The organism is Pseudomonas putida (assembly GCF_003228315.1).
Classification (GTDB): domain Bacteria; phylum Pseudomonadota; class Gammaproteobacteria; order Pseudomonadales; family Pseudomonadaceae; genus Aquipseudomonas; species Aquipseudomonas putida_S.
Window position 1 is genome coordinate 4,290,960 of the sequence record NZ_CP029693.1, and the last position, 23,344, is coordinate 4,314,303.

The 23,344-nt window shown below is 59.9% G+C and carries 20 protein-coding genes; 9 read left to right on the forward strand and 11 right to left on the reverse strand.

Going from position 1 to position 23,344, the window contains the following annotated elements; all coding sequences use genetic code 11:
* Nucleotides 1–9: 9 nt before the first annotated feature.
* Nucleotides 10–279: a hypothetical protein gene (locus tag DKY63_RS20135; protein WP_110965691.1), complete on the forward strand. Its 270-nt coding sequence runs from the start codon at nt 10–12 to the stop codon at nt 277–279.
* A gap of 101 nt (nt 280–380) precedes the next feature.
* Here the strand turns inward: DKY63_RS20135 and DKY63_RS20140 are convergent, their stop codons facing one another.
* The 3 genes from DKY63_RS20140 to DKY63_RS20150 are packed head-to-tail and all read right to left on the reverse strand — an operon-like array spanning nt 381 to nt 2,149.
* Entirely contained in the window at nt 381–1,052 is a 672-nt protein-coding gene (locus tag DKY63_RS20140) for a GNAT family N-acetyltransferase (RefSeq protein ID WP_110965692.1), read from the reverse strand.
* Between the two features lie 17 nt (nt 1,053–1,069).
* A complete protein-coding gene (locus DKY63_RS20145; RefSeq protein WP_110965693.1) occupies nt 1,070–1,516 on the reverse strand; it encodes a GNAT family N-acetyltransferase in 447 nt (148 codons plus the stop codon).
* 9 nt (nt 1,517–1,525) lie between these two features.
* Nucleotides 1,526–2,149, reverse strand: coding sequence for an FMN-binding negative transcriptional regulator (locus DKY63_RS20150; protein WP_110967953.1), 624 nt, complete (start codon nt 2,147–2,149; stop codon nt 1,526–1,528).
* 92 nt (nt 2,150–2,241) lie between these two features.
* On the opposite strand from DKY63_RS20150, the gene DKY63_RS20155 reads away from it, so the two are divergent.
* A complete protein-coding gene (locus tag DKY63_RS20155) occupies nt 2,242–3,783 on the forward strand; it encodes a PLP-dependent aminotransferase family protein (RefSeq protein ID WP_110965694.1) in 1,542 nt (513 codons plus the stop codon).
* A gap of 102 nt (nt 3,784–3,885) precedes the next feature.
* On the opposite strand, the gene DKY63_RS20160 is transcribed toward DKY63_RS20155, so the two are convergent.
* From DKY63_RS20160 to aspA, 6 genes are all read right to left on the reverse strand, one after another.
* Nucleotides 3,886–8,439 carry a dermonecrotic toxin domain-containing protein gene (locus tag DKY63_RS20160; RefSeq protein WP_110965695.1) on the reverse strand — a complete coding sequence of 1,518 codons (4,554 nt, stop codon included), beginning with the start codon at nt 8,437–8,439 and terminating at the stop codon, nt 3,886–3,888.
* Nucleotides 8,440–8,587: 148 nt separating this feature from the next.
* Complete coding sequence (locus DKY63_RS20165) at nt 8,588–9,688, reverse strand: polyamine ABC transporter substrate-binding protein (protein WP_110965696.1); 1,101 nt, start codon at nt 9,686–9,688, stop codon at nt 8,588–8,590.
* Between the two features lie 15 nt (nt 9,689–9,703).
* The gene (locus tag DKY63_RS20170) at nt 9,704–10,732 is read right to left on the reverse strand and encodes a histone deacetylase family protein (protein WP_110965697.1); all 1,029 of its coding nucleotides are present in this window, start codon (nt 10,730–10,732) and stop codon (nt 9,704–9,706) included.
* 265 nt (nt 10,733–10,997) lie between these two features.
* Entirely contained in the window at nt 10,998–11,993 is a 996-nt protein-coding gene (locus tag DKY63_RS20175; protein ID WP_110965698.1) for an AraC family transcriptional regulator, read from the reverse strand.
* Nucleotides 11,994–12,166: 173 nt separating this feature from the next.
* The gene (locus tag DKY63_RS20180; protein WP_110965699.1) at nt 12,167–13,171 is read right to left on the reverse strand and encodes an asparaginase; all 1,005 of its coding nucleotides are present in this window, start codon (nt 13,169–13,171) and stop codon (nt 12,167–12,169) included.
* 277 nt (nt 13,172–13,448) lie between these two features.
* A complete protein-coding gene (gene aspA / locus DKY63_RS20185; protein WP_110965700.1) occupies nt 13,449–14,873 on the reverse strand; it encodes an aspartate ammonia-lyase in 1,425 nt (474 codons plus the stop codon).
* Nucleotides 14,874–15,053: 180 nt separating this feature from the next.
* Here aspA and DKY63_RS20190 point away from each other — a divergent pair, with 180 nt between their 5' ends.
* From DKY63_RS20190 to DKY63_RS20210, 5 genes are all read left to right on the forward strand, one after another.
* Nucleotides 15,054–15,971 carry a LysR substrate-binding domain-containing protein gene (locus tag DKY63_RS20190; RefSeq protein WP_110965701.1) on the forward strand — a complete coding sequence of 306 codons (918 nt, stop codon included), beginning with the start codon at nt 15,054–15,056 and terminating at the stop codon, nt 15,969–15,971.
* Nucleotides 15,972–16,304: 333 nt separating this feature from the next.
* A complete protein-coding gene (purE, locus tag DKY63_RS20195) occupies nt 16,305–16,796 on the forward strand; it encodes a 5-(carboxyamino)imidazole ribonucleotide mutase (protein WP_034149342.1) in 492 nt (163 codons plus the stop codon).
* A gap of 11 nt (nt 16,797–16,807) precedes the next feature.
* Entirely contained in the window at nt 16,808–17,890 is a 1,083-nt protein-coding gene (locus DKY63_RS20200; RefSeq protein ID WP_110965702.1) for a 5-(carboxyamino)imidazole ribonucleotide synthase, read from the forward strand.
* A 125-nt stretch (nt 17,891–18,015) separates the two neighbouring features.
* Nucleotides 18,016–18,261, forward strand: coding sequence for a GlsB/YeaQ/YmgE family stress response membrane protein (locus DKY63_RS20205; RefSeq protein ID WP_003229635.1), 246 nt, complete (start codon nt 18,016–18,018; stop codon nt 18,259–18,261).
* An 87-nt stretch (nt 18,262–18,348) separates the two neighbouring features.
* The gene (locus DKY63_RS20210) at nt 18,349–18,885 is read left to right on the forward strand and encodes a DUF3299 domain-containing protein (RefSeq protein WP_110965703.1); all 537 of its coding nucleotides are present in this window, start codon (nt 18,349–18,351) and stop codon (nt 18,883–18,885) included.
* A gap of 115 nt (nt 18,886–19,000) precedes the next feature.
* Here DKY63_RS20210 and DKY63_RS20215 read toward each other — a convergent pair whose 3' ends face one another.
* Together DKY63_RS20215 and DKY63_RS20220 are read right to left on the reverse strand one after the other, a co-directional pair.
* The gene (locus DKY63_RS20215) at nt 19,001–19,900 is read right to left on the reverse strand and encodes a D-hexose-6-phosphate mutarotase (protein ID WP_110965704.1); all 900 of its coding nucleotides are present in this window, start codon (nt 19,898–19,900) and stop codon (nt 19,001–19,003) included.
* A gap of 77 nt (nt 19,901–19,977) precedes the next feature.
* Nucleotides 19,978–20,382 (reverse strand): acyl-CoA thioesterase, encoded by a 405-nt coding sequence (locus DKY63_RS20220; protein ID WP_007942704.1) that lies wholly within the window; start codon nt 20,380–20,382, stop codon nt 19,978–19,980.
* A 363-nt stretch (nt 20,383–20,745) separates the two neighbouring features.
* Here DKY63_RS20220 and DKY63_RS20225 point away from each other — a divergent pair, with 363 nt between their 5' ends.
* The gene (locus DKY63_RS20225; protein ID WP_110965705.1) at nt 20,746–22,044 is read left to right on the forward strand and encodes an MFS transporter; all 1,299 of its coding nucleotides are present in this window, start codon (nt 20,746–20,748) and stop codon (nt 22,042–22,044) included.
* Nucleotides 22,045–22,285: 241 nt separating this feature from the next.
* On the forward strand, nt 22,286–23,287 hold the full coding sequence (locus DKY63_RS20230) for a phosphate ABC transporter substrate-binding protein PstS family protein (protein WP_110965706.1): 1,002 nt from the start codon (nt 22,286–22,288) through the stop codon (nt 23,285–23,287).
* Nucleotides 23,288–23,344 lie beyond the last annotated feature (57 nt).

Consider the following 23,344-nt stretch of genomic DNA (forward strand, 5'->3'; position numbering starts at 1 on the left):
AACAATGCCATGCCCGAATTCCGTCCGCTTCAAGGCAACTTCAGTGCCGGCAACACGTTGTATATCGATACCAATGCCCGCATTTCCGATCTTTTGGAAACCGCCACACACCGAATCAAAGCCGCACGCAATCTACTTAACAGCGTCACATGCCTGTGCGTGAAAGAGTCGGAAGGTCATGATCTTGAGCATTTCGCCAATGCAGCGCATATCTTGATTCAAGATGGCTGTGACGCTTTGGATGCGTTGGGGTGGAAGCTCGAAAAGGCTGCATCTTAAATATCATTAAAAGCTTCGCGGGCAAGCCTCGCTACTACAGAGGTCCGCGTTAAACCTGTAGGAGCGAGCCTGCTCGCGAAAGACGTAAGTTCAGAAGCTGATTAACTCCGACACTCGGCAAGCGTTTTCACCTGCCCCGAACCACTCTGGTTTTCATCACTCAACCACTTCTCGAACCCCGCGCCAATCGCCGGCCATTCCGAGTCCAGAATCGAATACCACGCGGTATCCCGGTTCTGTCCCTTGACCACCATGTGCTGGCGGAACACCCCTTCAAAACTGAAGCCCAGACGCTCGGCGGCGTACTTGGAGCGCGCATTGCCGTTGTTGCACTTCCACTCCAGACGCCGGTAGCCGAGGGCGAAGGATTCCTTGGCCAGCAGATAAATCGCCTCGGTGCTTTTCGGCGAACGCTGCATCGGCGCGCCGAAGGTCACGTGGCCGATTTCGATGCGGCCCTGGGCCGGGACGATGGACATCAGGCTGAGGATGCCTTGCACGTCGCCACTGGCGCGGTCGATCACGCTGAAGAAATACGGGTCGCTGTGGGCGGCGTGGTTGTTCAGCCAGTCGTTGAAGGCGCTGCGCTCGGGGAAGGGGCCATAAGGCAGATAGTCCCAAAGTTTCGGGTCGGCGCCCGGGCCTTGCAGGGCCTTGAACAAATCGTCGCCGTGACGCGCCGGATCAAGCTTTTCCAGGCGGATGAAACGCCCCTCAATGGTTTGAACCGTTGGCGCCGGGACGCCTTTCCAGTCCGCGAGTGAAGTCGACATGCTGTTCTCCTTGAACCTTAAATGGCCTTGCGAAACTGGATGAAACCGGGACGTTCGGCGATGCGCTCGTAGAGCTGGATCGCGGTGGCGTTGGTTTCGTGGGTCAGCCAGTGGACCTTGTTGCAACCGTCAGACTTGGCCGTGGCGTAGACGAACTCAATCAGCTTGCGACCGACTCCGGTGCCTCGGGTTTCCGGCGCCACCAGCAAGTCTTGCAGGTAGCAGGAGTTTTCGATGGCCCAGTTGGAGCGATGGTAGATGAAGTGCACCATGCCCACCGCCTTGCCATCGGCCCAGGCCAGCGCGGCATGGGTCGGCTCGTTCGAGTCGAGCATGCGCCGCCAGGTGCTTTCAGTCACCGCCTCGGGCAATTCGGTCTTGTAGAAACGCAGGTAGGCCTGCCACAGCGGCAGCCAAGCGGCGTGGTCATCGGCGCTGACCTGGCGAATGTCGATCTGACTCATGTTCATTCCTTATCGCATCAATTGGGCGAGGGCCTGGTCTTGCGCATCGGGGCTGGCGGACAGCCCTTCGCGCACACCGGCGATGTCGGCGGGATTGCGGTTCTGGCTGAGCTTGCGTTTGCCCTCCAGGCGTTCGATCGGCACGGCGAAACCGACGATGGCCTTGAGCATGCCGTCGATGTAATCGGCGGGTGCATCTTCGACTTTCCACGGTTGGGCACGGCCGCTCTCATGGCGGTCGGTCAGGGTGCTGACGATGTCGAGCAGCCGTCCGCCATCGCTGAAGGTTTCGGCGCGGCCATAGGCGTGTACGGCGACGTAGTTCCAGGTCGGCACGACTTTGCCGTGTTCGGCCTTGCTCGGGTAAAAACCCGGGCTGACGTAGGCGTCGGGACCGGAAAAAATCAGCAGGGCCTCGGCACCGTCACGCAGGTCTTTCCACTGCGGATTGGCCTTGGCCAGATGCCCATACAGCGTGCCGTTCGGGCCTTGTTCGCGATGCAGCAGTACCGGCACATGACTGGCCTGCAAGCCGTGTTCGCCGTGGGTGACCAATATGGCCAGGCGTGTGCCGAGGATCAGTTCGTGCATCTGTGGCAATTCATCGATGGCAAAAGCGCGGGGCGTGTACATGGCGAAATTTTCCTTGGCGAATACCTGCATCCTAGGCAGGCTATTGGTCTGTTGTAAGAGCCATTAATGACCAATTTCATAGGTCCATTGCCATGTCGGATTCGCCCGCACTGTCGTTGCCATTCAACCCGGCCGGGATTGAACTCGACCGCCGAAAAGGCTTGAGCCGCCAGCTCTATGAAGCCCTGCGCATGCGCGTGCTCGATGGGCGACTCTCCAGCGGCACACGGTTGCCGGCCAGTCGCGATCTGGCAGCGGCGCTGGCGATTTCCCGCAACAGCGTGGTGCGTGCCTACGATCAGCTCTACGCCGAAGGCTTTATCGAAGGGCGTGTGGGTGACGGCACTTATGTTGCGCAGCTGCCTCAGGCGAAAAAACTATCCACAAAAGTATCCACAGGGTTTTCAACAGGCTTACCCACAGCCTTATCCACAAAAACGCCGGAGTTACCTGGGATTTCATCCAGTAAAGTTATCCACAGCGGTGTTTTGCAACGCCTGGAAAACAATCATTTGCCTGCGCCACCAAGCGGGCCGCCGAGGGCTTTTCGGGTGGGCGTTCCGGCCTTCGATCTGTTCCCGTTCGACGTCTGGGCCAAGCTGAATGCGGCTTTCTGGCGAAAACCGGATCTGCAGCAGCTGTGTTATGGCGACCCGGCCGGCGATGCGAGGTTACGGGGGATGATTGCCGCTTATTTGCGCAGTTCCCGTGGCATGCAGTGCACGGCTGAGCAAATTGTGATCACCAGTGGTGCACAACAGGGGATCAGCCTTTGTGCACAGTTGCTGGTGGAGCCCGGCGACGGGGTGGCGGTTGAAAACCCAGGGTATCGAGCCGCCGGTCATGCCTTTGCTGTCGCCGGGGGCCGATTGCACGGCGTCGCAGTGGATAGCGAGGGCATCGACTGCGCCGAATTGAATGCACTCGGCGATTGTCGCCTGGCTTATGTCACGCCTTCGCATCAATACCCGACCGGCGTGGTCATGAGTCTGGCGCGGCGTCTTGAGTTACTGGCGTGGGCCGAGCGCACCGAGGGCTGGATCGTTGAGGACGACTACGACGGCGAATACCGTTACAGCGGCGCGCCATTGGCACCGTTGGCGGCGTTGGATCGGCAGGGACGGGTTTTGTACGTCGGGACGTTCGGCAAAGTGGCTTTCCCGGCCTTGCGCCTGGGATATCTGGTGTTGCCGCCGGCGCTGGCGCAGGCGTTTTCTCAACGCCGGGCGGTGGACGTTCGACATTCCGAAGTGAGCACTCAAGCGGTAATGGCCGAGTTCATGGCCGCCGGGCACTTTCAGCGACATATTCGTCGCATGCGCCGTGCGGCCTTGAGTCGGCGTAACGCCCTGTTGAACGGTTGGCCCCGGGACATCGTGGGTGTTGAAAGCCTACCGAGTGTCGCGGCGGGGCTGCATCTGACCATTGCAGTCGACTCACATGCTCGTGAGCAAGAACTGATCGCGAAGGCCGTCAGCGTTGATGTCGAGATCAATGCATTGAGCAGCTATTGGTTGCCCGACACACCTAAACCGCTGGACCAGCGCGCCGGGCTGGTCCTGGGATTTGCAGCGGTGCCTGAAGCAGCGATCAGCGCCGCATTGGAGCGGTTGGAAAAGATTTGGCGTTTGTAGGAGCGAGCACGCTCGCGATGGACTCAAGAACACCGCGTTTAACCAGTAAGCACGCGTAATCGTTAACGACCATCGCGAGCGGGCTCGCTCCTACAAATGGCTCTACGTGTTCAAGAACAGCGAATTGGCCAGTTGCGGGCTGATCTCGCTGCGATAGATGGCGATCATTTCACTGTTGGACGTGGCTGTTCGCATATCAAATCCACCACCCAATCTTCTTTGAGACACGGTTTTCAGATGGGCCGCGGTATAGCCCTCGACGGGCGTTCCAAGTGCGGGGTAATGAAAGTGCGCGTACCAAAGCACAGCGCCATCGGCGTCGTCAGTGCCTGCCTTTTTCCCGCGCTCACGAATTTCATACTCATCGAGAAAGTCCTTTCGCTGCCCCTTCAGCCGGGTTCGCCCCTTGAGCTTGACGATGTCGACCAGGCCTTCGCTATGCAGCCATTCAACGCGGGCAGCGGTGGGTGGTTGTTGTTTGGTCATGCGGACTCGGGCCAGGCGGCCCTTTTCGTAAAGGCCGGTCGCCTCATCATTGAGCCGCTTTTGCAGAGTCACAGCCGAATCCGGGCCATCATCGACGGAGTTCTTGTCAATCAGTGCTTTTTCAATCGCATTGGCCGCGTCTGTCATCCGACGGGCCTGCTGATGGAAGATCTCTTCGATTTCCACCGGGATACGTCCGGCCTGACTGGCGTGTGACTCGGTTCGACGGATAAAGGGCAGCAATTGATTGAGCAGCAATTTGCCGTTCTTGATGCTGGCCTCGAGCGTGACGCGCATGGGCATCGGCGCTTCGATCTGTTCGGGTACATGTTCGAGCCAATTGCCCGGTGTTTTTTCGTGGAACGTCGCGATGACTTGCCCGGTCAGGGGTGACGTTACGTCAATCAGGTCAAGCTCACTACCGGCCTCTCGTTGGCGAAGGGTGCCGACGACTGTCCCTTTGAAACGAGTCTTGATGATGCGTTTGGCAGCCGGTGCCGGTCGGGACGGTCCCGGTGTTGGCTCAAACACTCGTCGCTCGTGCAACAGGCTCGCGAGTTGCTTCACGGTGGGTTCGTTGAAGGCCTTGATTCGTTCGCGCATGAGCGCCAGAGGCTGCTCCAGCAACTGCTGGGGGAACTCTTCCGGCAGATCGGCAATCCGTTGATCGAGGTTGGCAAACTGCTCCACCAGATCACTCAAACCGTCTATTTGCTCGGACAATGGGAGTGCCTCGCCCGCTTCAGCCAGGTCCAGCGAAGACTGGACGGTCAGCCCCGCCGCTTCGACGACCCTGCGCATTGCCTGCCGGGCCGATGCCGTGTCGGACGTGGCGCTGTCGTTCAGGCATAGCTCCTGAGCCATGCTGATCTGGAACAGTTTCAGATCTTCCAGCTTGAACGCCGGTAACAGGGCAATGTGTTCCCGGGCCACTTCGCTGGCTTCTTTTCCGAGTCGTGCCAGTTCGTCGATTCGAGACCGGGCGAATTCGATCTTTTCGATAAACGCCTGTGTCAGGTCGCTCGTGAGCTGATGAGTCTGGCGTGGTGTCTGTGTACCTTTGACGGTTTCGTTGTCCAGCAGCGCAAGGGATTGACGCATGCGCTCACCGAAAACACGATTTTGCCGAACGAACCATTTGTGTATCAATGACAGCTGGAGGTCCAGGCAACTGACCATGACCGGGCGATAGTTGGTGATGGGCTCAAGGGCGTTGAAGGTCTTGAGTTGTTCGATGTAGGTGCCATACGCCAACAGCTGTGATTCCAGCGTCTGGATCAAGGTTGGAAGATTGGCATCGGTGGTGACTTTTTCCGCCGCTTCCAGTTGCGATTGCAATTCCAGTTTGCGGTTATCAAATGCCTTGAGCTGTTCCTTAAGGTTCTCCTTGCGTTGCCGGTTGGCCTGCTCCAGGGCTTTGCGACGTCCGCCACCACGCAGCCGAAGGCGTGTGTCGATGAACCATTCTCCCTTCGCGGAATGCCTCAGCAGTGGGCCTTTAGCCACAGGCGTCTTTCGTGAGTCGATGATCTGCACATCTTCGTTTTCGTTAAGTATGACTTCGAACCAGCGTTGACCGACCTTGGCGTACCACTGTCGGTTGAGTCTGCTGAGATGTTGATGGGGGCCTGCGGCGGTCGAAGGTGCTGTCAGGTCTCTGGGTTCGGCAATGCTCAGTTCATCGAGAAGGGCGCCCAGGCCAGTGGGCGTCAAAGTGCCGGCTGCGTGCAGTGAGGTTTCATGGGAGGTGGGTAGTTGACGTGCCTGATGGTCGGGCAAGCGAGTGACTGTCGGTTTGGGGGCGGGCAAGGATTCGGGGGCAGGACGCGCGGCGGTGGTTTTTTCAACGGATGGCCTGAACGGTTTGTGGCGAGTGGCAGCCTGATGAGCGAGGACCATGCCGAGTGTCAGCAGCAAGTCGGTCATGGCGGACCAGGCATCCTGGCTTTGGCCATTCTCGATGGCGTCGGTCGTGGCCTGCAGGTCGTCCATGATTTGCCAGATCCAGGCGGCCGTACCGACAGTAGAGCCAAGGAAAGGCAGTGCGATGTTGAACAGCATCCACGCGCCTTGCTTGAGCGTCGCCCAGCGCGCTTCGGCGTTGGATAGGGATTGGCGATCTGCCAGCGAGACCATTGCGTTGGCATTCGCTTTGAACAAGGCTGCGAACGGGTCCCCATCAAGCGCCTTGGTGCTGAAAGCCACGTCTCCCATCTTTGCCAACGTCGATGCGGGTTCTACCAGCCACTGCACCAGGGCCCAGACCGAAGGCAGTTCGCCGGGAAAAACATACTGGCAGTAGTTGAAACGCACACGGTCTGGCAGCCAGGCCAGTACCGATTGACGAAGGTCTTTGTTCTGCTTGATCGCATAGAGCAAATTTGTCTCGCTCGGAAATTGCCATAGCGGGTGGTCGAGCAGTGGCCGGTAGAGCAGGCAGGGGCCCTGCGCAGTGAGTCGCGGCCCGATTAAAAACATGTTGGCGACTTCATCGACCTTGCCGTCGGTGCGGTCTCCGGTAATGAACGCCAGCGGGCGAATGATGATTTCCTGTCCGTCGACAAAGCGGTCTGCCGGCTTTTCCTGCATGGCTGCGAGGACATGGCGATAGCCGCGCTCATCGAGGCCGGCCTGGCCGCGGATCTTGTATTGCAGTGCCAGCAGCGGTAATTGGAGGCGCAGATGTCGGCTATAGAGTCCTTGCCTTCTTAATGATTCCTGGGGATCCGTGAGCATTTTTCCCTTGATCAGGGCCAGGTAGGTAGCGCCGATGTCCACCTGCGTCACGAGCTTTTCCAGGTAAGCCGCCGTCATCCATGTAGGTGTTGCTTCACCGCTTTTGAGCCTTACTGCCTTGTCGCCAAACGGGGCGCTGATCAGGTTTTGCAGGGCAAGGTCCACCAGCGACAGGGTGAGGGTCTGGGTCTTGCCGGGCACTACGAAAGTCCCGAGGACGACAAGAGTGGTAATACTGAACTCGACATCCTCAAGATTCAGGGTGGCTGCTGCCGGATGATCCTTGATCATTTGCGCGCGCAGCCTTTGCAACGCAAACGCCGGCAGCGATGGAATATCGTCGAGGAAGGATTTTCCGGCGTCCTGATCACGCAGCTGGGCAATGTCCATCAAATGCCGGCTGTATCGGGTGAGGTCTGCCGGCGATGCATTTCTCAGCCAGTGCGGCAGCAATCGCAGGACCTGGCTGAAGCGTGATGCCGGTAGTGCATCAAGGTCAGTCAGGCTTTGTGCCGGGGAATTGTTGCGTGGTGAATCACTTGGCGGGGAATTGCCTTGAGAGGTGCTCAGCGCACCGATGGCGTCGACTTCAAGCGCAATCAGCGCGCAGGCCTGATGGTGGAAAAAATTGCCGTCGGGTTCATACAGGCGCCACTGCAAGTTCTGACGGGCGAGCAAGGTGGCGCCCAAAGCCTCTACTGAATCATAGCGCTGGAACCCCCCGGCGATGGAGTGTGTAAGCACTACCGTACGATTGCCCTGAGTGCCCAGGAGCACGGCGATATCCAGAATCAGTGAATGGTTGATTGTCGCTTCTTCGGCCAGGTCGATATCGATCAGGCAGGCCCTGGTCTGGTACCTGTCCTGCGCGAGTCGTGTCGCCCGGTCAGGGTGGTTGAACACCGCGCGGGCCATGGCCTTTTCATCCTCGCTCCAGTCTGTGTTTGTGTCGATGTTCCAGATGTTGCGCAGCGATTGTGAAAGCTGGTGCCAGCGCGGTGTCGTCGGGGCCGTTTCGTGATTCCAGTAATCAAGTTGCTGTTGCTGCCAGGCGTTGAACAGCAGTGGGGCGAGTGTGTTGATCAGCTGGCCTATTACATCGACTTTCGCCGCGAGCTGAACCACCGGTTCGACACCCGGCTGCAGGGTCAGAAAGTGCTCACCGTCGATGTAGGCAACGGTCGATCCCGAGAGGGCGAGGCGTACCAGGACATCGGTGAGGGATTCAAACAAGGGGTCGCCGGCCACCACCCGATCTTCGGTAATGATCCAGGTCGGGGTGACGACCATGACGAGCGACGGGTCGATCTTCAACTGCGGATACAGCGTGTTGAGTTCGGGCTTGAGGAATGTCGCAGCCACTTCAATGATGGATGGGCCGGAGACCAGTTCGGTCAGTATGTCTTCGGTTTTTTGCGCGGTGGTTTCGGGCATGTTCGTCTCCTGACGGCAGGTGCGAGCCGCATTACGCGGCTGCAAGGCAGGGGACGCTAACGAGTGATTGCAGATGCCTGGCGGTAGATAGCTATCGCCCAAAAAAAGACCCGCGCTACAGCGCGGGTCCCCCGATGCATAACGAAAATCAGGTTCCGGACTTGATCTTCGTCCAGGCCCGGGTGCGCGCACGTTCGGCATCGCGCGGCAGCGGTTGCAGGGTGTAGAGAGTAGCCATCGCCGTATCGGTCGGGTACAGGTTCGGGTTGTTGCGGATCGCCGGATCGACCAGTTCGGTGGCGTCCTTGTTCGGGTTCGGGTAGCCGACGAAATCGCTGACCGGCGCGATCACCTGAGGTTGCAGCAAGTAGTTGATGAAAGTGTACGCATCCTCTGTGTCCTTCGCGCCCTTCGGAATCGAGAGCATGTCGAACCAGATCGGCGCGCCTTCTTTCGGCAGGCGCATGTCGACGGTCACACCGTTCTTGGCTTCCTTGGCGCGGTTGGCGGCCTGGGAGAAGCTGCCGGAGTAACCGACTGCCACGCAGATGTCGCCGTTGGCGATGTCAGCCATGTACTTGGAGGAGTGGAAGTAGGTGACGTACGGGCGGATCTTCATCAGCAGCGCTTCAGCCTTGTCGTAGTCCGCAGGCTTCTTGCTGTTGGGGTCCAGGCCGAGGTGTTGCAGGGCCAGCGGCAGGATCTCCGACGGCGAGTCGAGCAGGGCGACGCCGCACTGCTTGAGCTTGCTGATGTTCTCTTCCTTGAAGATCAGGTCCCAGCTGTCCACCGGCGCATCGGCGCCCAGCGCGGCCTTGACCTTGTCCGGGTTGAAGCCGATCAGGATGGTGCCGTACATGTATGGCACGGCGAATTTGTTGCCCGGGTCGTTGGCCTCGATCAGCTTCATCAGTTTGGGGTCGAGGTGGTTCCAGTTCGGCAGTTTGCTGCGGTCCAGCGGCTGGAACACACCGGCTTCGATCTGCTTGGCCAGGAACACGTTGGACGGCACCACCACGTCATAGCCGGAGTTGCCGGTCAGCAGCTTGGCTTCGAGGGCTTCGTTGGTATCGAAGATGTCGTAGACCAGCTTGGTCTGGGGGTTCTGTGCCTTGAAATCTTCCAGGGCCTTGGGGGTGATGTAGTCGAACCAGTTGTAGACGCGCAGGGTTCGTTCCTCGGCGTGCACGGCGCTGCTGAGTACCGTTGCGCATAAAGCCGGCAAGACAAAACGCTTAAGATTTTTCATTGCTCTACTTCCTCATCAAGCGCTTTCAAAGCCTTCGAGAACGTTCACGGCGTTGATGCCGATTTCCTCAACCGCGTAACCGCCTTCCATCACGAACAGCGTCGGTTTGCCGAGGGCCGCGATGCGCTTGCCCATGGCCAGGTAGTCCGGGCTGTCGAGTTTGAATTGCGAGATCGGATCGTCCTTGAAGGTGTCGACGCCCAGGGACACGACGATGATGTCGGCACCGTAGCTTTCGATTTCCTTGCAGGCCTTTTCCAGCGCCGCGCTCCAGACATCCCAGCCCGAACCTGCGGCCAGTGGATAGTTGAAGTTGAAGCCTTCGCCGGGTCCTTCGCCCAACTCATCGTCATAGCCAAGGAAGAACGGGAATTCGGCTTCCGGGTGACCGTGAATCGAGGTGAACAGCACGTCGCTGCGCGCGTAGAAAATCGATTGGGTGCCGTTGCCGTGGTGGTAATCGACGTCGAGGATCGCAACCTTTTTGTGGCCTTGATCGAGGAACGCCTGTGCGGCGATGGCGGCGTTGTTGAGGTAGCAATAGCCGCCCATCAAATCGCTGGCGGCGTGGTGTCCCGGTGGACGGCACAGGGCGAAAGCACTGCGGGCGCCGCGCTGGATTTCCGCTTGCGCGGTCAGCGCCACTTGCGCCGCGCTGTACGCCGCTTGCCAGGTGCCTGCGGTGATCGGTGCGCCGCCGTCGAAGCTGTAGTAACCCAGTTCGCCGTGCAGGCTGGTGGGCTTGATGCGGCGCAGGGTGCGGGCTGGCCAGGTGTAGGGCAGCAAATCGCCGTCGGTGTTGAACTCGGTCCAGCGGGCCCAGGCGCCTTTGAAGAAGTCGAGGTAGTCGCGGCTATGGATACGTGCGATCGGATCGAGGCCGAAATCCTTCGGTCCTTCGACCGGGCCGAGGTTCTGGTTTTGCACGCGGGCCAGCACGTGGTCGGCACGGGACGGCATTTCGAAGCAAGGCTTGAGTTGCCCGTCGATCAATTCACAACGGCCGTGGTGCAGGTGGTGATCATCAGAGTAAATCGTCAGCATTTCTTGTTCTCCGCAGGCTGATTCGGTTGAACACAGTCTTGCGGCGCGGACGATTTTGGAGAACGGCAGGAAAGGCCAAAAGGGGATTAATATGGCCAAAACGTTTGACCGAAATTCGCCCCTTGATGATTCGGCTGTGCACTCGTACTGGGCATGGAATGCAGAACCTGTGGGAGCGAGCCTGCTCGCGAAAGCGGTGTGTCAGTCACAGTTTTATTGGATATTCCGACGCTTTCGCGAGCAGGCTCGCTCCCACAGATGGTCGTCAGTGCGGACGGAACTGGCTTGGCGCCACGCCGCTCCAGCGTACGAACGCATGACGGAAGCTCGCGGTTTCACTGAAACCCAGCGCTTCGGCGATCCGGTAGATCGGCATCTGATCCTCGCAGAGCATTTGCTTGGCTTGTTCGAAGCGCAGTTCGTCGAGCAGTTCCTGATAGCTGCAACCCATGTCCTTGAGGTGTCGACGCAAAGTCCGTGTGGAGCAGTTCATCTGTTCGGCCAGGCCTTCGAGGCCCGGCGCGGCATGCAGTTGGGCGCTGAGCAATTGGCGAATCCGCCCCAGCCAGGCCTGTCGCCCGGTGAACTCGGTGTTCTGCTTGCGGCAGCGTTCGGCCATGGCTTGGTGAGTGATGACATCCGCCAGCGGCAAGGGCTGGTCGAGCCACTTTTTATCGAAGGCAAAGGCGTTGTCTCGCGCACCAAAGTGCAACGGGCAATCGAAGTGTTCGGCATAGGTCGCTTCATAATCAGGCGCGGCATGTTCGAAGCGCGACGCCAGCAGCGGCAACGGGTGGCCGAGCAAGTCGTCGCAGATGACTTTTAGCGAGACCAGACAGAATTCAGCGTTGAACACGGCCATGGCCGGGCTTTCGCGGTAGTCGGCGGCGACGAACCAGACGCGCTCGCCGTCGTCCTCAAGGCTCAGTTCGAAAAGTGTTCCCAGCAACGCCGGGTAGCGTATCGCCAATCGTAATGCGTCACCGAAGGTGGCACAGGTGAGCAACGCGTAACCGAGAATGCCGTAGCAGGAAACATGCATCCGCCGGCCCAGTTCCAGGCCGATATCGCGCTTGAGGGCGACGGCGTTGGCACAGACCTGCATCTCCTGATTGGTGGTGATGCGCGTGTCGGCCCGGTTGAGGTCCGCCGCGCTGATGCCACTGCCGGCCAACAGCGCCTCGCTCGAGAGGCCTTGCGCCTTGAAGGTGTTGAGCACCAGTGAAACGGCGTTGAGGGTCGTGAGATGGGAGTGCAGCATGGTTGGCTTCCAGCCTTGGGATGGCTGGATTACAGCAAGTTACATGCCGGGCGATGGACCCTGTAGGAGCGAGCCTGCTCGCGATGGTCGTGAACGATAACGCTGGCAGCGGCACTGCGCGGCGATCTCGCTCATCGCGAGCAGGCTCGCTCCTACAGGTGTTTTGTGTGGTGTCAGCTCAATTCGCCGCACAGGTCGAGTTCGACCAGGCTTCGTACTTCAGCGGTTTCAATCCCTGCCCCCAGCAGTCCATGCAACTTGCCGAACGCTGCCTCACGGGTCATGCCGCCACCGGAAAGCACGCCAACGCCACGCAAGCGGCTGCCGGCTTCGTACACATCCAGCTCGACGCCGCCCTCATGACATTGAGTCACGGCAACCACCACTACGCCTTTGTCCTGCGCCCGTTTCAGGCTGGCGAGGAACTCGGGATTATCGCTGGGCCCGGTGCCGCTGCCGTAGCACTCCAGCACCAGGCCTTGAATGCCGCTATCGAGAAGACCATCCACAATCTCGGCGCGAATGCCGGGAAACAGCGGCAGCACGGCGACATTCGCCAGTTGCTTGCTCTGGTTGTAATTCAGCTGCGTGGGGATCGAGGACGCTTTCACGCCGCCGCCCTGACGCTCCAGGCGCTTGAACGGATGACGGCCGAAACTGCGCACCTTCGCGCATCGGGTCGGGTCCAGCAATTCGCCGTGGAAGTACAAGTGCACACCTGGCGCCAGGCCCTGGCCCAACGCAACCAACGCACCACCAAGGTTTTCCCAGGCATCGCTGTCAGTCACACCCGCCGGCAGCATCGAACCGGTGAAGCACACGCGGGCGTTCAGGCCCAGCAATTGGAAACTCATGGCCGCCGCGCTGTAGGCCAGGGTGTCGGTGCCATGCAGGATCAGCACACTGTCGCAGCCCTGCACATCAACTGCATCGACCACGGCTTCACGCAGTTGCTGCCAGTAGGTGGGCGTCATGTTGGCGCTGTCGATCAGCGGTGACATCTCGCGAAAGCGCCACTGCGGCACCACCAGATCAGGCTGGCTGTGCAGGTACTCGCGCATCCGCGCTTCGAAGCCCGACGCCGGGGCCAGGCCATTGGCGCTGGCTTGCATGCCGATGGTGCCGCCGGTGTAGAGGACCATGACGTGCTGGGCGGCAGGGTAAGTCGAGGAATTCATCGAGGTTCTCCGAGAACAATGACTTCCCTTGTAGGAGCGAGCCTGCTCGCGAATGCGGTTGATCATTCAACATTCATGTCGACTGACACAGCGCTATCGCGAGCAGGCTCGCTCCCACAGGGTTTTGCGCACTGTAACCGATCAGTGAAAAGGTCAGCATGAGCACTGCAAAATCCGAACAAAAAAAAGGGCCTGGAGAGTGATCTCCAAGCCCTCAAAAGGTGAGAGGTGTCTAGTCCCTCGACCTGGTGAGCGGTGCTACTAATGACGCGTCGGATCAGGCCTTCAGAGGCACCAGACGCGGGGCAATCATGTTTTCCGGGCGCAGGATGTCGGCGAGCATGGCGTCGTCGAGCAGGCCTTCTTCGCGCACCAGTTCCAGTACGCCGCGGCCGGTTTCAAGGGCGATACGGGCGATACGGGTGGCGTTTTCATAGCCGATGTACGGGTTCAGCGCGGTGACCAGGCCGATCGAGTGCTCGACCAGTTCACGGCAACGTTCTTCGTTGGCGGTGATACCGGTGATGCAGTGCTCGCGCAGCATGTCCATGGCGCGCTGCAGCAGGCGGATCGAGTCGAGGATCTTGAAGGCGATCAGCGGCTCCATCACGTTCAGCTGCAGTTGGCCGCCTTCGGCTGCCATGGTCAGGGCCAGATCGTTACCGATGACCTGGAACGCGACCTGGTTCACGGCTTCCGGAATGACCGGGTTGACCTTGCCTGGCATGATCGAGCTGCCTGGCTGACGCGCTGGCAGGTTGATTTCGTTGATGCCGGTGCGCGGGCCGCTGGACAGCAGGCGCAGGTCGTTGCAGATCTTCGACAGCTTGACCGCGGTGCGCTTGAGCATGCCGGAGAACAGCACGAAGGCGCCCATGTCGGAAGTGGCTTCGATCAGGTCGGCTGCCGGTACCAGCGGATGACCGCTGATGGTGGCCAGGCGCTGAACGGCCAGGTGCTGGTAGCGCGGGTCGGCGTTGATGCCGGTACCGATCGCGGTGCCGCCCAGGTTCACTTCGGTCAGCAACTCCGGTGCCAGAGTCTTCAGGCGTGCCAGGTCTTCGCCCAGGGTAGTGGCGAAGGCGCGGAATTCCTGGCCGAGGGTCATCGGCACGGCGTCTTGCAGCTGGGTACGGCCCATTTTCAGGACGTGTGCGAACTCTTCACCTTTGGCCGCGAACGACTGGATCAGGCTGTCGAGGCTGGCCAGCAGCGCGTCGTGACCCAGCAGCAGACCCAGGCGGATCGCCGTCGGGTAGGCGTCGTTGGTCGACTGCGCCATGTTCACGTCGTTGTTCGGGTGCAGGTACTGGTATTCGCCTTTCTGGTGACCCATGGCCTCCAGTGCGATGTTGGCGATCACTTCGTTGGCATTCATGTTGGTCGAAGTGCCAGCGCCGCCTTGAATCATGTCCACCACGAACTCTTCGTGGAAATCGCCGCGGATCAGACGGGCGCAGGCTTCGCTGATGGCTGCGTGCTTGGCTTCGCTCAGGTGACCCAGTTCGCGGTTGGCGTCAGCGGCGGCTTGTTTGACCATCGCCAGGCCGACAACCAGTTTCGGGTAGTGCGAAATCGGCACACCGGAGAGGCGGAAGTTATTCACCGCTCGCAGGGTCTGGATGCCGTAGTACGCATGAGCCGGTACTTCGAGTTTGCCAAGCAGGTCTTTTTCTGTGCGGAAGGATGCAGCGGAGGACATGATAGAAATCATCTCGATATGGACCCGGTCTGTGCCGGAACACTGCAAATGCTAGGCTTGTGGAGAATTTAGGGCCAATGCTGTTAAACACTGCCCTATGCATATTCGGCATAATGCCCGTGTGACGCCGTGTTCACGGCGAGCGTGTGACCTAATTTGGTGCGTGTCCGGGAGGACGTGATGAATCTCGAAAGTAAATGGCTGGAGGACTTCAGTGCCCTGGCCGCCACCCGCAGCTTCTCCCAGGCCGCGGAACGACGCTTCGTGACCCAGCCGGCGTTCAGTCGACGGATTCGCAGCCTGGAAGCCGCGCTGGGGCTGACTCTGGTCAACCGTTCGCGTACGCCGGTGGAGCTGACGGCGGCCGGGCAGTTGTTCCTGGTCACTGCGCGCACCGTGGTCGAACAGCTCGGCGAAGTGCTGCGCCATCTTCATCACCTGGAAGGCGGGCAGGGCGAAGTGATGCAGGTCGCTGCCGCGCACTCGCTGGCCTTGGGTTTTTTCCCGCGCTGGATCGCGCAACTGCGCAACGAAGGCCTGAACATCGCCACACGGCTGGTGGCGACCAACGTCGGCGACGCCGTGCATGCCCTGCGTGAAGGCGGCTGCGACCTGATGCTGGCGTTCTACGATCCGGATGCGGCGATGCAGATGGACCCGGAAATTTTCCCGTCGCTGCATTTGGGTCATACCGAGATGCTGCCGGTGTGTTCGGCGGACGCCGATGGCAAGCCGTTGTTCGATCTGGAGGGTGAGGGCAGTGTGCCGTTGCTGGCCTACAGTGCAGGTGCTTTTCTCGGTCGCTCGGTGAACATGTTGCTGCGCCAGCGGGCGCTGCGCTTCACCACCGTCTACGAAACTGCCATGGCCGACAGCCTGAAAAGCATGGCCCTGGAAGGCCTCGGCATTGCCTGGGTACCGCAGCTGAGCGTACGTGCCGAATTGGCCCGGGGTGAGCTGGTGGTGTGTGGCGGGCCGCAGTGGCATGTGCCGCTGGAAATTCGCTTGTATCGCTGCGCGCTGGTGCGCAAGGCCAACGTGCGATTGTTGTGGCGCAAGCTGGAAGGTGGTGCAGCACAAGGTACGACCGGTTCTTGAACACGATGACCCCCCCCCCTGTAGGAGCGAGCCTGCTCGCGATGAACCTGAGAGCAACACGGGGTGTCAGGCCTCCAGCATTATCGTTGACGACCATCGCGAGCAGGCTCGCTCCTACAAGGTTCGTTGGCTGACTTGAAGGTCAATAAAACCGGGCCTTTGCGCCGTATGACAGATGGTCGAAACAGGGGCTGTTTATCTGCCGTATTGCGGTATACTGCGCGGCCTTCGGCCGGTGTAACCGGCTATTTTTCGTACAATCAAGCCACGCATAATGCGTGGCTTGTTGTTTTATGACGCGCCCGCGGGCGCCCAGAGAGAAGAGGCACGACGATGAGTGCACTGGTTGGCGTGATCATGGGCTCCAAGTCCGATTGGTCCACCCTTAGCCACACCGCCGATATGCTGGAAAAGCTCGGCATCCCCTACGAGGTGAAAGTGGTCTCTGCCCACCGAACCCCGGACCTGCTGTTCCAGTACGCTGAAGAAGCCGAGGCGCGTGGCATCGAGGTGATCATCGCCGGTGCCGGTGGCGCGGCCCACTTGCCTGGCATGTGTGCGGCCAAGACCCACCTGCCGGTGCTGGGCGTGCCGGTGCAGTCAGCGATGCTCTCGGGCGTCGACTCGCTGCTGTCCATCGTGCAGATGCCGGCCGGCATCCCGGTCGCCACCCTGGCCATCGGCAAGGCCGGTGCGATCAACGCGGCGCTGTTGTCGGCCAGTATCCTGGGCGCCAAGCACCCGCAGTTCCATGAAGTGCTGAAAACCTTCCGTGCTGAGCAGACAGACAGCGTCCTGGAAAATCCAGACCCACGCATCGCCTGAGGTTGTTGACGATGAAGATCGGTGTAATCGGTGGCGGCCAGTTGGGTCGCATGTTGGCGCTGGCGGGCACTCCGCTGGGCATGAACTTCGCTTTCCTGGACCCGGCGCCGGACGCCTGTGCGGCTGCATTGGGCGAGCACCTGCGTGCCGATTACGGTGATCAGGACCATCTTCGTCAGTTGGCCGACCAAGTCGATCTGGTGACCTTCGAGTTCGAAAGCGTGCCGGCGGAAACCGTGGCGTTCCTGTCGCAATTCGTCCCGGTCTACCCGAGCGCCGAAGCGCTGCGCATCGCCCGCGATCGCTGGTTCGAAAAGAGCATGTTCAAGGACCTGGGCATTCCAACCCCGGCGTTCGCCGACATCCAGTCCCAGGCTGACCTGGAAGCCGCCGTGGCGTCCATCGGTCTGCCGGCCGTGCTCAAGACCCGCACCCTGGGTTACGACGGCAAGGGCCAGAAAGTCCTGCGCACCCCTGAAGATGTGGTCGGCACCTTTGCCGAACTGGGCAGTGTGGCGTGCCTGCTGGAAGGCTTCGTGCCGTTCACCGGTGAAGTCTCGCTGATCGCCGTGCGCGCTCGCGATGGTGAAACGAAGTTCTACCCACTGGTGCACAACACCCACGACAGCGGCATTCTCAAGCTGTCCGTGGCCAGCACCGATCACCCGCTGCAAGCCCTGGCTGAAGACTACTCCAGTCGTGTGCTCAAGCAGCTGGACTATGTCGGCGTGATGGCGTTCGAATTCTTCGAAGTCGACGGTGGCCTCAAGGCCAACGAAATCGCCCCGCGCGTGCATAACTCCGGGCACTGGACCACCGAAGGCGCCGAGTGCAGCCAGTTCGAAAACCACCTGCGGGCGGTGGCCGGCCTGCCGCTGGGTTCGACTGCCAAGGTCGGCGAAAGCGCGATGCTCAACTTCATCGGCAAAGTGCCCGAGACCGAAAAAGTCCTGGCCATCGCCGATTGCCATCTGCATCACTACGGCAAGGCGTTCAAGGTCGGCCGCAAGGTCGGTCACGCCAACCTGCGTTGTGCAGACCGCGAGACGCTGGCCGCGCAGATCCTCAAGGTCGAAGCGCTCATCGCCGAGTAGCATCACCCGGTAAATCCGGTTTCATGTGGCAGCGGCGGAACCATTCAGGTTTCGCCGTTCTCTCATGGCAGGATGCCAAAGTCTGACTAGGCTTTTGCATATCTTCCAATTCAGAGGGAAATGCCATGGGAATCATCGGAACCATCTTTATCGGCCTGATCGTCGGCCTGCTGGCGCGGTTCCTGAAACCGGGCGATGACAGCATGGGCTGGATCATGACCATCCTGCTCGGTATCGGCGGTTCGCTGGCGGCCACCTACGGCGGCCAGGCCCTGGGCATTTACCAGGCGGGTCAAGGTGCCGGCTTCATCGGCGCGCTGGTGGGCGCCATCGTGTTGCTGGTGATCTACGGCCTGATCAAAAAGAACTGATTCAAGCGGCAAAGTCCTCTCGGCTGCGCAGGCCGAGAGGACTAGAATGCTCGGCGTTTCATGTCCTTTCCTTTACCGAGCACCTTCATGCGCCGTTTTCTGTTGACTCTTCTCTTGGTGGGCACGGGTTTGGCCCACGCCGGCGAACTGCCGGAAACCGACTGGCTCGAATTGATGCCCAAATCGGACCAGAAAGCGCTCGAGGCCATGCCCGAGATCGATCACAACTCCCCCGAAGCCAATGGCACCTTTACCGCAAAGGGTGGCATGAAGCAGGCCAAAGGCCTGCCGGCGGTGATGTATTCGACCAAGACCGTGGCGTCGATGAACGACAAGAACATCCGTCTGGGCGGTTATCCGGTGCCGCTGGAAACCGACGCCAAGGGCCACAGCACCTTGTTCTTCCTCGTGCCGTATCCGGGCGCCTGCATCCACGTGCCGCCACCGCCGCCTAACCAACTGGTGCTGGTGCGCTATCCCAAGGGTTTGAAGCTCAATGATATCTACACGCCGCTGTGGGTCACCGGCACGCTGAAGATCGAGAAGGTCAGCAATGATTTGGCGGATGCGGCGTATGCGCTGGATGCGGCGAAGGTCAGAGTCGTGAAAGAGTCGGATTTGTAGGCACTCAAAACTGTAGGAGCGAGCCTGCTCGCGATAGCAGTCTATCAATCAACATGGATGTTGATTGTGATGACCTCATCGCGAGCAGGCTCGCTCCTACATTGGTTTTGCGGTGCTACAGAGACTTGCCGGCGATGCTCACACCCAGGGTATGACTGGCACCCGGCGCCAGTGTCACCACGTCGTCCATTACATTCGCCGTTTCGATGCACAGCATGCGCTGCCAGCCATCGTCGGCCATGTCGCTGAACGCCGCGGCGCGGTCGATCCATGGGTTCCAGATCACCGCCGTGCGCGAGCCGCTGCTGGTCAGCTCGATACGCCGTTCCCAGGCCGGGTCGACGATGCTCAGTTTCGAAGGGGCATTGAGGTAGATGCGGTCGGTTTCGCCGGTGAACTGCAGGTCACCGGTTTGCGACTTGGTCTTCCAGTCTTCCAGCGTTTCGATGTAGCTCAGGCCGTTCACGCCTTCAACGTGCACGTCGCGCACATCGCTGACGGCGAAATAGCTGTGCAGCGCCTGGCTGATGGTGACGGTATCAGTGCCCTGGTTATGGCTGGTCAGGCAGATGTGCAGTTGCTCATCCAGACGGATGCTCAGCTTCAGGTCCACCTGATGCGGCCAGCCTGGCAGGCCACCTTCGGGATACGGCAAGAGGAATTCGACCTTCAGGCTTTCGCCCTCGGTTTCGATGCCGCCCAGTTCCCAGTCCATTGCTCGCACCAAGCCATGGGCCGATGCCGGCTCCTGGCTGACGCGCATCGCTTTCACGCTCTGCGGGTTGCGCTCGAAGTTACCGAACCACGGCCAGCAAACCGGCACGCCGGCGCGGATGCTTTTACCGGTCTTGAACACGGCCTCGTCGTTGAGCCAGATCAGCGGCGGCTGACCTGCCACCTGATAGCTGAGGATGTGCGCACCTTGCTGGGCCACCAGTAATTCGGCCTGACCGTGGCGAATACGCCAGCAGTTCAGTTCATCCAGTTTTACGGCTTCAACATTGGGCGTGCTCATGGGACAGCTCTCGATCAGTAACAGGACTGCAATGGACCGCAAAACGGTCGCCGGGTTTAACGAGGCTCTTTAACGGGTTAACGGGCGCGAGGCGGAACCGAACGAGTGCGACCGCTGCCATCAATGGCAACGAACACGAAGACCGCTTCGGTCACCTTGCGCCATTCGCTCGATAGTGGGTCGTCGCTCCAGACCTCGACCATCATCTTGATCGAGCTGCGACCGATTTCCAGTGCCTGGGTATAGAAGGAGAGCTGAGCGCCCACCGCTACCGGGACCAGAAACGCCATGCGATCGATCGCCACCGTGGCGACGCGGCCACCGGCCACCTTGCTAGCCATCGCGGTACCGGCCAGATCCATCTGCGCCACCAGCCAGCCGCCGAAAATATCGCCAAAGCCGTTGGTCTCGCGGGGAAGCGCGGTGATTTGCAGGGCCAGGTCGCCTTGCGGGATCGGATCTTCTTGTTCGAGCTCTATCATGCCGGGGGTGCCTCTGACCCGTGACTCTTCGTTGGTCTTTCAGTGAATAGCCGTCTTCGGAAAAACGATTCAGCACCGAACATACTACGTTCGTCACGTTTTCCATAAAGGCGTCTAAAGGGAAACTCTGCGAAATCGCCTATGAACCTGACAGGCGTTTTCGCACAGCAACCCTTTCAAGATGTTGCATGGTTGCGAGTATATCGGTCGGTAGACTCCGATACGACCGTCCGGTTCTCATTTTGACTGTCAAATACGCGCTTCTATGTGCTTTTTCGAACAATTTGTTATCGTGCCGGACCTGCCCGAGCCCTTGCCAGCGTTGTTGGGGCGACAGACCTGACTATAAGAGAAACCTTTGCCATGACCCCAGCGCCCTCGAGTATCGCGCAGCCAACCCCCTCCGCACGCCCGCTGACCCGCAGCGACTACAAGACCCTCTCGCTGTCCGCTCTGGGCGGTGCGCTGGAGTTCTACGACTTCATCATCTTCGTGTTCTTCGCCACGGTGGTGGGCAAGCTGTTCTTCCCGGCGGACATGCCCGAGTGGCTGCGCCTGATGCAAACCTTCGGCATCTTCGCCGCCGGTTACCTGGCGCGGCCGCTGGGCGGCATCGTGATGGCGCACTTCGGTGACCTGTTGGGACGCAAGAAGATGTTCACCCTGAGCATTTTCATGATGGCCGTACCGACCCTGATCATGGGCATGCTGCCGACCTATGCGCAGATCGGCATGTGGGCGCCGATCCTGTTGCTGCTGATGCGGGTGATCCAGGGCGCGGCGATTGGTGGTGAAGTACCAGGCGCGTGGGTCTTCGTTTCCGAACACGTGCCGCAACGCCATATCGGCTATGCCTGCGGCACCCTGACCAGTGGCCTGACGGCGGGCATTCTGCTTGGCTCCTTGGTCGCCACGGCGATCAACAGCATTTATACCCCGGTGGAAGTGTCGGATTACGCCTGGCGGATCCCGTTCCTGCTGGGCGGTGTGTTCGGTCTGTTCTCGGTGTACCTGCGCCGCTGGCTGCACGAAACCCCGGTGTTCGCCGAACTGCAACAGCGCAAGGCTCTGGCCGAGGAAGTGCCATTGCGTGCGGTGCTGCGTGATCATCGCGGCGCCATCGCCATTTCCATGTTGCTGACCTGGCTGCTGTCGGCGGCGATCGTGGTACTGATCCTGATGACCCCGACCGTGCTGCAGACGGTCTATCACTTTTCGCCAACCACCTCCCTGCAATCCAATAGCGTGGCCATTGTGTTGTTGAGCTTTGGTTGCGTGATTTCCGGTGCGCTGGCGGACCGTTTTGGTGCCGGTAAAGTCTTTGTGTTCGGCTGTGCCGCGTTGCTGGTCAGTTCCTGGACCTTCTATCACAGCCTGGCCGACCATCCCGATTGGCTGTTCCCGATGTACGCCCTGACCGGCCTGCTGGTGGGTACCATCGGCGCCGTACCGTATGTGATGGTCAAGGCGTTCCCGCCGGTGGTGCGTTTCAGCGGCCTGTCGTTTTCCTACAACGTCGCTTACGCGATTTTCGGCGGCCTGACGCCGATGGTCGTCAGCCTGCTGCTCAAGGAAAGCGCGATGGGGCCTGCTTACTATGTGGCGGTGCTGTGCGGGGTCGGGATTCTGGTAGGGGCGTATCTCTGGAAGAAAGGGCGCTAGGGCGAACTTCTTCATCGTCTTTACTGGCGTCATCGCGAGCAGGCTCGCTCCTACATGGGTTCTGTGTTCAACACGGATCTTCTGTAGGAGCGAGCCTGCTCGCGATTGGAGCGCGCGAAATATCTTGTAGAAGCCGAATACTGGCCTTTCATCCAATTGTCATATTTCAGCCATAGAGTGTTCACACGGCCTGCTGATACTTGGCCCCGAATTAACACACCCTATCTGCTAGGAGTAAGGCATGAAACTGAAGCGTTTGATGGCGGCAATGACTTTTGTCGCTGCTGGCGTTGCGACCGCCAACGCGGTTGCCGCTGTTGACCCTGCTATCCCGAGCTACACCAAGACCACTGGTGTGTCGGGCAACCTGTCCAGCGTCGGCTCCGATACCCTTGCCAACCTCATGACCCTCTGGGCTGAGAACTACAAGAAAGAATACCCGAACGTAAACATCCAGATTCAGGCCGCCGGTTCCGCCACCGCGCCACCTGCGCTGACTGAAGGCACCTCCAACCTGGGCCCGATGAGCCGCAAGATGAAGGACACCGAACTGGCTGCCTTCGAACAGAAGTACGGCTACAAGCCAACCGCTATCCCGGTTGCCGTGGACGCCCTGGCTGTATTCGTGCACAAGGACAACCCGATCCAGCACCTGACCATGGAACAAGTTGACGCGATTTTCTCGTCCACTCGTCTGTGCGGCGCTAAAACCGAAGTGAAAACCTGGGGCGACCTGGGCGTGACCGGCGACCTGGCCAACAAGCCGGTTCAACTGTTCGGTCGTAACTCGGTATCCGGCACCTACGGCTACTTCAAGGAAGAAGCCCTGTGCAAAGGCGACTACAAGGCTAACGTGAACGAGCAACCAGGTTCGGCTTCGGTCGTGCAGTCGATCAGCTCCTCGCTGAACGGCATCGGTTACTCGGGTATCGGTTACAAGACCGCTAGCGTGAAGACTGTGGCCCTGGCCAAGAAAGGCAGCACTGACTTCATCGAAGACACCGAAGAAAACGCCCTGAACGGCAAGTACCCGCTGTCCCGCTTCCTGTACGTCTACGTCAACAAAGCCCCGAACAAGCCTCTGGCCCCGCTGGAAGCCGAGTTCGTGAAACTGGTTCTGTCCAAACAGGGTCAGGAAGTTGTAGTGAAAGACGGCTACATCCCACTGCCAGCCAAGGTTGCTGCAAAAGCACTGGCTGACCTGGGTCTGGCGGAAGGCGGCGCTGAAGTCGCAAAAAAGTAACAAATTGAGTCCGGGGTGAACCCCACCCGGACTCCGACTGGGGGCGGCAGGAGCCGC

Bases quoted from the DNA above. Each gene is read 5' to 3' on its own strand.
- DKY63_RS20135 (WP_110965691.1), top strand. From the start codon at position 10: ATGCCCGAATTCCGTCCGCTTCAAGGCAACTTCAGTGCCGGCAACACG.
- DKY63_RS20140 (WP_110965692.1), bottom strand. From the start codon at position 1,052: ATGTCGACTTCACTCGCGGACTGGAAAGGCGTCCCGGCGCCAACGGTT.
- DKY63_RS20145 (WP_110965693.1), bottom strand. From the start codon at position 1,516: ATGAGTCAGATCGACATTCGCCAGGTCAGCGCCGATGACCACGCCGCT.
- DKY63_RS20150 (WP_110967953.1), bottom strand. From the start codon at position 2,149: ATGTACACGCCCCGCGCTTTTGCCATCGATGAATTGCCACAGATGCAC.
- DKY63_RS20155 (WP_110965694.1), top strand. From the start codon at position 2,242: ATGTCGGATTCGCCCGCACTGTCGTTGCCATTCAACCCGGCCGGGATT.
- DKY63_RS20160 (WP_110965695.1), bottom strand. From the start codon at position 8,439: ATGCCCGAAACCACCGCGCAAAAAACCGAAGACATACTGACCGAACTG.
- DKY63_RS20165 (WP_110965696.1), bottom strand. From the start codon at position 9,688: ATGAAAAATCTTAAGCGTTTTGTCTTGCCGGCTTTATGCGCAACGGTA.
- DKY63_RS20170 (WP_110965697.1), bottom strand. From the start codon at position 10,732: ATGCTGACGATTTACTCTGATGATCACCACCTGCACCACGGCCGTTGT.
- DKY63_RS20175 (WP_110965698.1), bottom strand. From the start codon at position 11,993: ATGCTGCACTCCCATCTCACGACCCTCAACGCCGTTTCACTGGTGCTC.
- DKY63_RS20180 (WP_110965699.1), bottom strand. From the start codon at position 13,171: ATGAATTCCTCGACTTACCCTGCCGCCCAGCACGTCATGGTCCTCTAC.
- aspA (WP_110965700.1), bottom strand. From the start codon at position 14,873: ATGTCCTCCGCTGCATCCTTCCGCACAGAAAAAGACCTGCTTGGCAAA.
- DKY63_RS20190 (WP_110965701.1), top strand. From the start codon at position 15,054: ATGAATCTCGAAAGTAAATGGCTGGAGGACTTCAGTGCCCTGGCCGCC.
- purE (WP_034149342.1), top strand. From the start codon at position 16,305: ATGAGTGCACTGGTTGGCGTGATCATGGGCTCCAAGTCCGATTGGTCC.
- DKY63_RS20200 (WP_110965702.1), top strand. From the start codon at position 16,808: ATGAAGATCGGTGTAATCGGTGGCGGCCAGTTGGGTCGCATGTTGGCG.
- DKY63_RS20205 (WP_003229635.1), top strand. From the start codon at position 18,016: ATGGGAATCATCGGAACCATCTTTATCGGCCTGATCGTCGGCCTGCTG.
- DKY63_RS20210 (WP_110965703.1), top strand. From the start codon at position 18,349: ATGCGCCGTTTTCTGTTGACTCTTCTCTTGGTGGGCACGGGTTTGGCC.
- DKY63_RS20215 (WP_110965704.1), bottom strand. From the start codon at position 19,900: ATGAGCACGCCCAATGTTGAAGCCGTAAAACTGGATGAACTGAACTGC.
- DKY63_RS20220 (WP_007942704.1), bottom strand. From the start codon at position 20,382: ATGATAGAGCTCGAACAAGAAGATCCGATCCCGCAAGGCGACCTGGCC.
- DKY63_RS20225 (WP_110965705.1), top strand. From the start codon at position 20,746: ATGACCCCAGCGCCCTCGAGTATCGCGCAGCCAACCCCCTCCGCACGC.
- DKY63_RS20230 (WP_110965706.1), top strand. From the start codon at position 22,286: ATGAAACTGAAGCGTTTGATGGCGGCAATGACTTTTGTCGCTGCTGGC.